Origin of the sequence: Algoriphagus marincola DSM 16067 (assembly GCF_000429405.1) — a bacterium.
GTDB lineage: Bacteria > Bacteroidota > Bacteroidia > Cytophagales > Cyclobacteriaceae > Algoriphagus > Algoriphagus marincola.
Genome location: NZ_AUBU01000014.1, coordinates 108864 through 120000, shown reverse-complemented (window position 1 = coordinate 120000; position 11137 = coordinate 108864). Strand labels below are relative to the sequence as shown.

At 41.7% G+C, this 11137-nt stretch carries 11 protein-coding genes; 2 read left to right on the top strand and 9 right to left on the bottom strand.

What is annotated here, in order from left to right:
• Nucleotides 1–76 precede the first annotated feature (76 nt).
• The 5 genes from G457_RS0113545 to rpmH are packed head-to-tail and all read right to left on the bottom strand — an operon-like array spanning nucleotide 77 to nucleotide 3507.
• The gene (locus G457_RS0113545; protein WP_026946959.1) at nucleotides 77–586 is read right to left on the bottom strand and encodes a DUF2480 family protein; all 510 of its coding nucleotides are present in this window, start codon (nucleotides 584–586) and stop codon (nucleotides 77–79) included.
• Nucleotides 586–1269, bottom strand: a complete 684-nt coding sequence (gene tsaB, locus G457_RS0113540; protein ID WP_026946958.1) for a tRNA (adenosine(37)-N6)-threonylcarbamoyltransferase complex dimerization subunit type 1 TsaB — start codon at nucleotides 1267–1269, stop codon at nucleotides 586–588. Before tsaB ends, G457_RS0113545 begins: the two co-directional genes overlap by 1 nt.
• The gene (locus G457_RS0113535; protein WP_026946957.1) at nucleotides 1269–2936 is read right to left on the bottom strand and encodes a S41 family peptidase; all 1668 of its coding nucleotides are present in this window, start codon (nucleotides 2934–2936) and stop codon (nucleotides 1269–1271) included. The genes tsaB and G457_RS0113535 overlap by 1 nt, the downstream gene beginning before the upstream one ends.
• 1 nt (nucleotide 2937) lies before the next feature.
• Nucleotides 2938–3303, bottom strand: coding sequence for a ribonuclease P protein component (gene rnpA / locus G457_RS0113530; protein WP_026946956.1), 366 nt, complete (start codon nucleotides 3301–3303; stop codon nucleotides 2938–2940).
• A 45-nt stretch (nucleotides 3304–3348) separates the two neighbouring features.
• A complete protein-coding gene (rpmH, locus tag G457_RS22565; protein WP_081701441.1) occupies nucleotides 3349–3507 on the bottom strand; it encodes a 50S ribosomal protein L34 in 159 nt (52 codons plus the stop codon).
• Nucleotides 3508–3643: 136 nt separating this feature from the next.
• Here rpmH and G457_RS21500 point away from each other — a divergent pair, with 136 nt between their 5' ends.
• Nucleotides 3644–5275 carry a M61 family metallopeptidase gene (locus G457_RS21500; RefSeq protein ID WP_051260826.1) on the top strand — a complete coding sequence of 544 codons (1632 nt, stop codon included), beginning with the start codon at nucleotides 3644–3646 and terminating at the stop codon, nucleotides 5273–5275.
• A 51-nt stretch (nucleotides 5276–5326) separates the two neighbouring features.
• Here the strand turns inward: G457_RS21500 and G457_RS0113520 are convergent, their stop codons facing one another.
• Genes G457_RS0113520 through G457_RS0113505 form a run of 4 tightly spaced genes read right to left on the bottom strand, consistent with a single transcriptional unit; the run spans nucleotide 5327 to nucleotide 9726 of the window.
• On the bottom strand, nucleotides 5327–5884 hold the full coding sequence (locus G457_RS0113520) for a gluconate 2-dehydrogenase subunit 3 family protein (RefSeq protein WP_026946955.1): 558 nt from the start codon (nucleotides 5882–5884) through the stop codon (nucleotides 5327–5329).
• A gap of 18 nt (nucleotides 5885–5902) precedes the next feature.
• Complete coding sequence (locus tag G457_RS0113515) at nucleotides 5903–7582, bottom strand: GMC oxidoreductase (RefSeq protein ID WP_026946954.1); 1680 nt, start codon at nucleotides 7580–7582, stop codon at nucleotides 5903–5905.
• A gap of 30 nt (nucleotides 7583–7612) precedes the next feature.
• Complete coding sequence (locus G457_RS0113510) at nucleotides 7613–8494, bottom strand: hydroxypyruvate isomerase family protein (protein WP_035483901.1); 882 nt, start codon at nucleotides 8492–8494, stop codon at nucleotides 7613–7615.
• A gap of 17 nt (nucleotides 8495–8511) precedes the next feature.
• Nucleotides 8512–9726, bottom strand: a complete 1215-nt coding sequence (locus tag G457_RS0113505) for a nucleoside permease (protein ID WP_026946952.1) — start codon at nucleotides 9724–9726, stop codon at nucleotides 8512–8514.
• A gap of 220 nt (nucleotides 9727–9946) precedes the next feature.
• Between G457_RS0113505 and G457_RS0113495 the strand changes: the two genes are divergently transcribed.
• The gene (locus G457_RS0113495) at nucleotides 9947–11116 is read left to right on the top strand and encodes a Gfo/Idh/MocA family protein (RefSeq protein WP_026946951.1); all 1170 of its coding nucleotides are present in this window, start codon (nucleotides 9947–9949) and stop codon (nucleotides 11114–11116) included.
• The last annotated feature ends 21 nt before the right edge of the window (nucleotides 11117–11137 follow it).

Here is an 11137-nt window from a genome sequence, read left to right as displayed (position 1 = left end):
AGTTGTTCAGAAAAGACAAACAAAAGAACCCTAAAAATCTTATTTTTTTTGACCTCCTACCGAGACTACCTCGCTATCAGCTTTTTGGCTTCTTATAAATCGGCACGGTACTACAAGGTTCACCAAACATCAGTGTTTTGGAGATAGGCTGAAGCTTGGAAACAAGCTTTCCATAGGCATACAAAGGAATCTCAATTGAACTACATCCTTTTATGACTACGGGACGATCCTGATATTCTTCCAGGTCAAGGCTGTCTACCAAAAAGTTGACAATATTTAATTCTAAGTCTTCAAAATCACCAATTGCAAACCCTTTGGCCACTGGTTGAAGATAAGAAGCTACCAACATGTAAGCCCAGGTAGGAACTATCGCATCAGCACTGCAAAAAATCGCCACCCACTTGTTTTTATACTGTTCCAAATCCAACTCCTTCAATGATTTGCGAAAATCCTGCTCTTTCAAAATCAACTCCTGAAACAGAAAATCTTTTAAATCAAACCCAACACGCTCCTCTCTTGGATAAATCTCTTCCAAATTCAAAGACTTGATTGGGCTTTTCGCCACTCTATTTACAATTTCACTCATCAGGCAAATGGATTTTTCTTACTCTTCAGAACTCTAAATTCCTTCAAATAATTCGGAGTAAAGTAGGGTATACTCTCAAATCGCTCGTTTTGATAGTTCTCCCATGCTAATTCACCAATGGAAGATGCATTTGGCAAGCTGTCTAAGAAGTAGGCATTTGGGCTGTTGATTACCTGACTTGCCTTTTCATTGGCATTTCCGACAAAACACACTTGGCCTTCCTTCAAATATTTTTGGAAAGAATCAGTCTCCAGAATTTCACTATTGATACCTGCAATCTGCTTTCCCTCCGAATCGAAAACCTCTCGGTACACCTCCATTCTTCTTGCATCTAGCATGGCAATTATAGTAAACCCTGGTTTTTGACTGCGGGCTAGGTGGGCCAACCCCTTTAGGGTATCTATTGCCAACAATTTAATATCTAAAGAAAAAGCCAAACCTTTCGCAGTCGATGTACCTATACGTAATCCCGTATATGATCCCGGCCCTTCAGATACTGCAACAGCCTTTAATTCATGAAAGCTAACACCAGTTTGATTCATCACCTGATTCATCAATAATGGAAGCATTCGGGAATGCGCACCTGATTCCAGATGGCTTGCTGAGGCTACAAGCCGTCCTCGGTCATGTATAGCCACCGAACAATTGTCTGTGGCAGTCTCCAATGATAGAATCAAAACCATTACTCCGACTTGGCAGTGAGAATTTGCCCCATTTTATCTGGAGTATTAAATAACTCCATCGCTTTCTCAATGATAGAATCATTTTGAAGGCTCGCCTGAATCATCCCCTCCTGAAAATAGTAACGAGATATAATATCTTCCCGAAGTGCTTTCCTAATCTCTTTTTGATAAGAAATCAAATCTTGCTCCTTATTGTGTATAATTCGCTTTTCCAAAGCCTCCACCTGCTCTTTGATTTCAGAATAATATGGAGCCTGCTCCGCTAATTCCTTCATATCCTCTAGAGACTTCTCCAAATAGGTGGTGTAATCATACTCTCTATCAGAAAGAAAACTTACAAAATCCTCATAGAGCTCATCACTCACTTCAAACTCTTCAATATTTACCACTGCTGGTTTAGAATAAAAATATTGCGTAGCGAAATCAAAAACATGATTACCTGCTACTAAACTGTAGGTAATAGGAGCATATCTATAAGCTTCCACGGTCTCATCCGGTTCGATACCTGCCCCATCCAAAACCGTTCTTCCATTTTGCGTTTTAAACGCTTGCCGAAGTGAATCCGGAATGGATCGAATTTCACCTTCTTCTCTACTCAATGCGTAATCAATAGCTTGAATACATCTACCACTTGGGATATAGTATTTTGCGGTAGTCACTTTCACCTGTGCATTATAGGTAAGCGGAATCGTCGTCTGTACTAACCCTTTTCCAAAAGACTTCCTTCCTACCAAGACTGCTCTATCATAATCCTGCAATGCCCCAGCCACAATCTCGGAGGCAGATGCGCTCCGCTCATTCAACAAAACCACCAAAGGAATATTCTTATCCACCGGAGTCTTTGAAGTCTTATAGGTACGGTTTACATTTTCAATCTTACCTATTGTCTTGACCACTTCCTTACCTTTCGGAATAAATAAATTCACAATCTCAACCGCTTCAGATAATAGTCCTCCTGGATTATCTCTGAGATCCAATACCAATTTTTCGGCACCCTGTGCTTTTAAGTCCACCAATGCATTCCGAACTTCCGCCGAAGCATTGGTCGTAAAATCACTTAATTTGATATACCCAGTGGATGCATCCAATTTGCCATAATACGGCACATTTTTAAGAGAAATTTTCTTTCGTACCAATTCAAATTCCAAAGTATCCGCATCGCGCAATACACTGACCTTGACGGGAGTATTTTCTGGTCCCTTTAGCAATTCAGATACTTCTGAGGTATTCTTCTGAGAGACATCCACAGTATCCACTTTTAGGAGTTTGTCTGCAATTCTCAAACCTGCATTTTGAGCTGGAAAACCGGTATATGGCATAATGATCATGCTACCCTCGCCTCTAGCGCCTATTAACGCCCCTACTCCACCATATTCTCCAGTGGTCATCACACGAAAATCCTCAGACTCTTCCTCTGGAATATATTCCGTATAGGGATCAAGCTCATCTAGCATTGCCTGAATACCCACAGTGACCAACTCATCAGCATCTATCTCATCGACATAATAAGAATCCAACTCTCTGACAAGTGTGGCGAAAATGTCTATGTTCTTCGCGATTGCAAAAAGCTTGTCATTTTTCACCGTAAACGCCACAGAACCTGCTAACAGAAAAAATCCGATTAGAGCTCCAAGAAGAATTTTTGTCTTGGTTTTATTCATTTTCATTTTATTGTTCCTTATTAATTCGGTGCAAAATAAGCTTGATCTTTTCTTCCACCTGCTTAAACTCCATGATGTCTGATGAGACATAAATTAAGCCAATAAATAATTGACTCGAAGATTCTGAAAGCAAATGTTTGTTAATACGATAAGCCTCCCGCATTCTGCGTTTCATCAGATTGCGAGATACAGCCTTATTGATTTTTCTCTTTGAAACCGAAAAAAGAACTTGCGGTGAGTTCCCATTGGTCTCTTCTCCCTCGAGGTAAAGCACCTTAAAGGGATACAAAAAAAAAGAGGAACTTTTATCAAAAAGTTCCTTGATTAGTTTTTGGCTATGGAGCCGTTCAGATTTAGGAAGTCTGAAATTCATTGCAAGGATGCTTAATGCATGCAACTTACAAAATCTCCCTCAATATTATTTCTTGAGTGTTTTCTCAGAAGAAACGCTAAGCTTCTTTCTTCCTTTTGCTCTACGAGCCTTAAGCACTCTTCTACCATTAGCAGAAGACATTCTTTCACGGAATCCGTGCTTATTCTTTCTTTTTCTATTGGAAGGCTGAAATGTTCTTTTCATGATCGAATATCTTTATTTTATTGCTTTCGTTTCTTGACCTTTGGACTTTAACCCCAAAAAGGACTGCAAAGATACGTAGTCAATTTTGAAATACAAATACACCATAAATATTTGTCTCATTGAATCTGATAAATTTATGATCCATTACCAGCTTTCGGTACAATACCCTACCTCTCAGTTCTTGGAAGTCTCCATAAGTTTCCAAGTATCAGCACCGGGGAAAATATCCCTAAAACTCCCCATATGGCGTGCCGGAAGATACCAAGAGGCTAATTATGCAAAATTTATAAGAGATTTTGCAGTAAAGGATTTCTCTGGAGAAGAAGTTCCATTTATGAAAGTCTCGAAAGCTATTTGGCAATTTGAAGCTAGCAAAGAGGGAGAATATTCTGTCAAATACCAGTTTTTTGCCGGTCAAATGGATGCCGGATCCTCGTGGATAGACGATGAGCAGGTGTATTTGAATCTTGTAAACTGCTGTATGGAGGTCAATGGAGTTGCTCCCTCAGAATGTCAGGTTCAGACCCGTTTCCCCTATCCTGTCAAGGTAACTACTCTTGACTCGATAAATTCAAACCAATTCAGGGCCAGTAGTTTCCAGCAATTGGCAGATTCAACCATTCTGGCGACTAAGCAGATCATGCACAATAAATTCGAGGTGAATTCCGTCAAATTTCACTGTTGGTTTAAAGGAGATATATATTTCAACAAATATGAGTTCCTAGAATCCCTTCAAAAAGTTGCTGAGAAGCTAATCAATGACTTTGGGATGTTTCCAGAAGAGGAATATCACTTCATTTTTCAACTTCTCCCTTATACTCATTATCATGGAGTAGAGCATAGACGAGGAACTGTGATTACTTATGGCCCAGCAGAAAGCCTCAAAAATCCCAAAAATTTTCATGAACTTATGGGTATCAGCAGCCATGAGCTCTATCATGCTTGGAATGTCTGCAGAATCCGGCCAAAAGCACTTCTTCCGTATGATTTTAGTGTGGAGAACTATACCGAGTCAGGATGGATTTTGGAGGGAATCACCTCATACATGGGGGACCTCTATTTACTAAAATCCGGTTTTTGGTCACTATCTGAGTTTCTCGATAAACTTCAGCGAACTGTTCAACGAGTTTCGGAAGACTTTGGATGGAGACATCAAAGCATTTTAGAATCCTCCTTTGACACCTGGGTGGATGGCTATCAAAAGTCGATTCCTGATCGGAGACAAAACATTTATTCCAACGGGGCACTTATTGCACTTGCTTTGGACATCCATCTTTTGAATGATGGCTTATCTCTATCAGAGTTCATGCAGATTGCTTGGAAGAGATTTGGAAGTAAAATGCGTGGCTATCAGGAATATTCTTTTTGGAGAGAGGTAGAAAAAGTCAGCAGAAAATTTGACTTCATGGGTTTCTACAGTCGATACATTTCAGGAAAAGAGTCCATCATAGAGCATTTAAAAGAGATTTTACCGATTCTAGGAATTAAGCTAGAAGAGGATTTCCAAAATGATTATCTCAGAAACAATTTAGGTGTTCTACTGGAAGGAGCATCCGTAAAAAAGATCCATCCGGACAGCTTCGCCTACCAAGTGCTCATGCTGGGTGACGAAATCAAAAATGTAAGTCCTAAAGGTGAGCTAGAGGTTCATCGGATCAATGGAAATTCCTACTCTTATAAAATCAAGGAATCATCGACTCAGTTTTTCCCGGAATACAAATTTCAAATTGAGCAAGGAACTCCTCAGCGAGAAAAGTGGATGCAATAAAAAACCTCGGAATCTGAAATTCCGAGGTTTCCAATTTACATGAACAAATACTTAAATCGCATAGGCGCGGTCACCTGGCTTCAAGTCAATACATCCATCATATCGACCGGGTACTTCTACGTAATTCAAAGCCTGAGTTGCTCCTATCTCCGAGGTAAAATATCCCAAAACAGTTAAATCCTTCAGCATAGCTATAACCTGTGGCTCACGGTTTTCAGAACTCTTAAATTGCTCATACATACCATTCAAATAGGCCAAGCGGTCCTCTGCACTAGCTTTTTCAAATTCTACACCTTTAGAATCTTTGAAATCCTTACGAATCATATTTAATCCATCCACAAAGGTCTTCTGTTGGTTTTCATCGTAAGTGTCTTTGACCATCATGACCATGAAAGTGCCGATTCCGGCAGCTTTTGCCCCTGGAGTATCAGTCTCTGGAATGATCGTATCTCCAATTTCATCCAAAAAAGCGATGTCCTCTGGACTGAAATCCAATCCTTCAATTTGTTTATCCGGTGCACATCCTGTCAGAATAGCGGTAGCTCCGACCATGGTTCCTCCCATCATCAGTACTACGCTTTTGAGTGCATCTCTTCTATTCATATTCATAGTTTCTCTGTTTTCTGATTAAAGATTCTGACGCTTCAATTCTTCTACTGCAAAATTTGCTGCTCTCGCTGTCAACGCCATGTAGGTCAGGGATGGGTTTTGAGCAGCAGCAGAAGTCATGCAAGCTCCATCAGTGACAAATACATTTTTGGCATCCCAAACCTGATTATTTCCATTCAGTACCGATGTTTTTGGATCGCGACCCATACGAGCGGTTCCCATTTCATGAATACCCTGTCCAAATGTATAACCTGCATCGTAGGTTTGTACGTCTTTGAATCCAGCTACTTCAAGCATTTCAGCTGCATCAGCCATCATGTCTTTCCGCATGTTTTTCTCATTCTCCTTGATCTCCGCGTTCATTACCAAAGCTTCCATTCCCCACTTGTCCTTCACGGTATCACTGAGACGGATATGGTTGTCATGATAAGGAAGAATCTCTCCAAAAGCAGTAAATCCAATACTCCATGGACCTGGCTGAGTCAAAGCATCCTTCATTGGCGCCCCAAAGTTCAATTCGGCAACGTCTCTACTCCATCCACTGCGGCTCGCACCACCTTGATAACCGAACCCACGTACGTAATCTCGTTTTTCACCATTTAAGTTTCGGAATCTAGGGATGTAAAGGCCTGTAGGTCTTCTACCGAAATAGTATTTATCCTCATATCCATCGATGGTTCCTCTTGCTCCTAATCGGAAATGGTGATCCATCACATTATGACCCAATTCACCCGAGCTAGATCCCAATCCGCCTGGCCAAATATCAGTGGCAGAACGCATCAAGATCGCAGTGGAGTTGAAGGCTGAAGCACAGAGGAATATGATTTTGGCATCATATTCTACAGTCTGGTTAGTCTCTGCATCCAGTACCTCTACTCCGGTAGCTTTTTGAGTATCCTTATCATAGATTAATCTTCTCACGATAGACCAAGGTCTTAGCGTAAGATTTCCTGTCGCATCTGCAGCTGGTAAGGTTGAGGCTTGGGTACTAAAATAACCCCCAAACGGACAGCCCAATGAGCATTTATTTCGGTATTGACAGCCTACCCGGCCTGGAAGTGGCTGAGTAATGTTGGCTGGTCGGCCCATGATCCAATGGCGGGCCCCCTTGTAATGCTCCTTGATCCGCTTCACTGCATCCTCTTCCACACAGTTCATCGGCATTGGTGGCATAAACTCCCCATCTGGAAGGATATCTAAGCCATCCTTATTTCCAGAAATCCCTGCGAATTTTTCTACATATGAATACCAAGGTGCCAAATCTTTGTATCGAATGGGCCAATCCACAGCTATTCCTTCCTTCGCATTTGCTTCAAAATCAATATCTGCCAAGCGGTAGGATTGTCTTCCCCAAAGCAAAGATCTTCCACCAACTTGATATCCTCTGAACCAGTTGAATGGCTTTTCCTCCACATATGGAGACTCGTCCTCGTGTGCCCACCAGTCTACATTCAGTTCATTCAGCACATAATCTCTACGGAGAACAGGATGCTTTTCTAGCATTTCAATAGTTCTCCTACCTCGATGGGGTACTTCCCAAGGTGGCAAGGTTGCTGTCTTGTAATCTTTTACGTGCTCGACATTCGGTCCTCTCTCCAAGAGCAATACTTTCAGCCCTTTTTCCGTCAACTCTTTGGCGGCCCAACCGCCACTTATTCCTGACCCGACTACAATCGCATCATACTTTTCATTTGCCATAAATTATATGGTTTATTGGTTAATTAATTTTCAAACATCGCAGACTTCAATCGCTTGCTGCAAAGCAAGCAATTTATCCTCCTGTTTTGGAACAAATTCATGGGACACAAATCCCTTGTATCCAGTATCAACTATGGCCTGCATGACGGCAGGGTAATTGATCTCCTGATTTTGATCCAGTTCGTTTCTTCCAGGATTACCCGCAGTATGATAATGCCCAAAGTACTGGTAATTGTTTTTAATTGTGCGAATAATATCCCCTTCATCGATCTGCATATGGTAAATATCATAAAGCAGCTTAAAGTTTTCGCTATCAATCCTTTTGCACAATTCTATGCCCCAAGGGGACAAATCACACATATAGTCTTTGTGGTCAACCTTACTATTAAGTAGCTCCATTTGAATCACGACACCATGCTTTTCAGCTGTAGCCATAATCCGCTTTAGACCTTTGACACAATTTTCCAAACCCGTTTCATCATCCATCCCTCTTCGATTACCGGAAAACGCAATCAAGTTCTTGTACCCATTTTTTGCGACGATGGGAATGACTTCTTCATAGTTTTTGACCAATTGATCGTGGAATTTTGGATCATTCCAGCCATCGGCTATACTAATTTCGGCACCATTTGACATGGAGCACTGAAGCCCATATTTCTGAAGCGTGGGATAGGCATCCGGGCCTACAATATCCACACCTTGTATTCCGAGTTTCTTAGCTCCTGCACATAATTCCTCCAAAGAAAGGGGACGCATGGACCACAGGCAAACTCCGTGATTGATATTTCCTTTGAGAGATAAAGGCTTCTTTGATTCTTCAAAATCAAATGAACTTAGGCTCCCGAGAGCTGCTCCTCCAAGCAAAACTTTCTTGAAAGACTCTCTTCTTCCTGGGTTGATAGGTTTGGTCATGATGGGTTATTTTGAGGTTAGATTTTTTCTTTTTTGAAAAAGAGTATGAAAAATAGTAAAACCAAAACGGAAATACCAGAAGGAATTAGCCAAATCGACTGCCAGTCATGTAATCCTGGCGAAATGAGGTAGTAATCTGAGATTTGCCCGGCAGCCCAAAAGCCGATCAACATCCCCACCCCGTAAGTAGCTAAGGTAATTAATCCCTGAGCGGAGGATTTATATTTATGCCCAGCATGAGCATCCGTGTATATCTGCCCGCTGACAAAGAAAAAATCATAGCAAACTCCATGAAGTGCTATTCCTACTAGTAGCATCCAAACATTTTCGTTCGCATTACCATAGGCAAAAAACACATACCGAATAGCCCATGCAAGCATTGCAACAATCAATGTTTTTTTGATTCCAAACTTTGAAAAAAAGATCGGTAAGGCTAGCATAAAGAGCACTTCGGAAATCTGTCCGATTGTCATTTTTCCGGTAGAGTTCTCTACTCCAATTTCGGTCAGAAATGGACTGGCATTTTGATAATAAAATGCAAGTGGGATACAGATCAGGACAGAACTCAAAAAGAAAATGGCATAATTCCGGTTTTTCAAAAGAGCCAAGGCATCCAGACCCAACAACTCGGATAGTTTGATCTTTTCACTGCTACTTGCACGAGGGGGTGCTGCTGGTAAGGTGAAACTGAAAATCCCCAACACCAAAGAAACAATTGAAGCCATCAGCCAAGTATTGCCAAGCAGTCCGCTTTCGAGCCCATCTGTACTATCCCATGCTAAGGTACTGATGAGAATTCCTGCTGCTATCCATCCGATTGTACCCCAAACACGAATGGTAGAAAATTCCTTTGCCGGATCCTTCATTTGATTGAAAGAAATGGAATTGACCAAGGCCAAAGTCGGCATGAATAGAATCATGTAAGCGAGTAAAAGCGGGAAAAAGCCTGAAAAATCCTCACTTCTATACAATAAATACATCAGTACGGCCCCCAAGAGATGAATCACTCCCAAGATCCGCTGCGCATGGAAATACCTATCTGCAATCAATCCCACAATAAACGGGGCTATGATTGCTCCAAAAGACTGGGTGGAGAAGGCCAGGGAAATTTCTTGATCTTTTGCTCCTAGATTCGCTCCCAAGAATGTACCCATCGTCACATACCAAGAGCCCCAGACGAAAAACTCCAAAAACATCATAAAAGACAGGCGCATCCGCACAAATAGACTCATAGAAAAACTGGGTTGGGAATTAAGTCAAAGTTTAGAATTCGGTGAATTTAGCGTATTTTAAGCAAGTCCTTTGAATTTTCGAAATTAGGCCGATAATTATTTTGAAAAAGCCACTCATAACGGGATGGGGCTATTTGTAAACATAATCTGTGAAGCTCAGCAAAAAATGGCTTTTTTTCGATTATTCAACTATTTTCAAATCCAAATAACCTGATAACCTATGTCCACAAATAAGAAACTTAAAATTGGTCTTGTCGGTGGTGGTCCGGGCTCTTTTATCGGAGCGATTCACCTCAACGGCGCACTGATGGACGGCCTGTTTGAACTTGCGGCTGGAGCATTTTCATCTAATCCTGAAAAGTCTAAAAAAAGAGGCGAAGAGCTCAGACTCAACCCTTCCCGGGTCTACTCCAGCTACGACGAGATGTTCGAAAAGGAGCTACAGCTTCCCGAAGATGAGCGAATTGATGTAGTGGTGATCGTCACCCCAAATAATGTTCATTTTGATCCGACTGCAAAAGCCATCCGGGCTGGATTTCATGTGGTGCTTGACAAGCCCCTCACACTCAACTATCAAGAAGCAAAAGAGCTTTATCATATCGTCAGCAACAGCGATCGGAAGTTTTTACTGACACATACTTATTCTGGCTACCCGATGATTAAGCAAGCCAAGCAAATGATCGAAGAGGGCAAGCTGGGAAAAATTCACAAAGTATATGTAGAGTACCCACAAGGCTGGCTGTATAAACTCCTTGAAAAAGAAGACAACAAGCAAGCCGAATGGCGAACAGACCCCAAGCGAAACGGAATGGCTGGATGCATGGGAGATATTGGTACCCATGCCTTTCACCTGGCTGAATATGTCTCGGGGCAAAAAGTAGAAAAAATCTGTGCTGATCTTTACATCAAAGTCGAAGGACGCCCGATTGACGATGACGGTGTTGTTTTGATGCGGTTTGAAAACGGTGCATCCGGAGTTCTAATGGCATCTCAGACCGATACTGGTTTGGAAAACAATCTAAAAATCAGGGTGTTTGGTGACAAAGGCGGAATCGAATGGCAACAAGAAGACAACAACAGTCTAATTGTTCGCTACCCAGGCCAACCTGCACAAATTTTCAGAGCTGGAACTGGCTATCTCGGGTCCCTGGCACAAGAAAACACCCGGACTCCTGCCGGTCATCCCGAGGGTTACGTAGAAGCCTTCGCCAATTTGTACAGAAATTTTGCCCGGTGTATTTATGCAGAGCGAAATGGGGAGACTCCTAAGGAGGAGTGGAAGGATTTCCCAGGTATTGAAGATGGTATCCGTGGGATGGCCTTCATCGAACATGTCTTGAAAAGTACCGAGACCGAATATAAATGGACTTCTTTTGTAGTTGAAAAATAAATAACTCTTAAACCTAAAATA

What these genes read in the sequence shown, in the direction of transcription:
- tsaB (WP_026946958.1), bottom strand. Translation starts at nt 1,269, where the DNA reads ATGGTTTTGATTCTATCATTGGAGACTGCCACAGACAATTGTTCGGTG.
- rpmH (WP_081701441.1), bottom strand. Translation starts at nt 3,507, where the DNA reads ATGAAAAGAACATTTCAGCCTTCCAATAGAAAAAGAAAGAATAAGCAC.
- G457_RS0113510 (WP_035483901.1), bottom strand. Translation starts at nt 8,494, where the DNA reads ATGACCAAACCTATCAACCCAGGAAGAAGAGAGTCTTTCAAGAAAGTT.
- rnpA (WP_026946956.1), bottom strand. Translation starts at nt 3,303, where the DNA reads ATGAATTTCAGACTTCCTAAATCTGAACGGCTCCATAGCCAAAAACTA.
- G457_RS0113545 (WP_026946959.1), bottom strand. Translation starts at nt 586, where the DNA reads ATGAGTGAAATTGTAAATAGAGTGGCGAAAAGCCCAATCAAGTCTTTG.
- G457_RS0113535 (WP_026946957.1), bottom strand. Translation starts at nt 2,936, where the DNA reads ATGAAAATGAATAAAACCAAGACAAAAATTCTTCTTGGAGCTCTAATC.
- G457_RS21500 (WP_051260826.1), top strand. Translation starts at nt 3,644, where the DNA reads ATGATCCATTACCAGCTTTCGGTACAATACCCTACCTCTCAGTTCTTG.
- G457_RS0113515 (WP_026946954.1), bottom strand. Translation starts at nt 7,582, where the DNA reads ATGGCAAATGAAAAGTATGATGCGATTGTAGTCGGGTCAGGAATAAGT.
- G457_RS0113505 (WP_026946952.1), bottom strand. Translation starts at nt 9,726, where the DNA reads ATGAGTCTATTTGTGCGGATGCGCCTGTCTTTTATGATGTTTTTGGAG.
- G457_RS0113495 (WP_026946951.1), top strand. Translation starts at nt 9,947, where the DNA reads ATGTCCACAAATAAGAAACTTAAAATTGGTCTTGTCGGTGGTGGTCCG.
- G457_RS0113520 (WP_026946955.1), bottom strand. Translation starts at nt 5,884, where the DNA reads ATGAATATGAATAGAAGAGATGCACTCAAAAGCGTAGTACTGATGATG.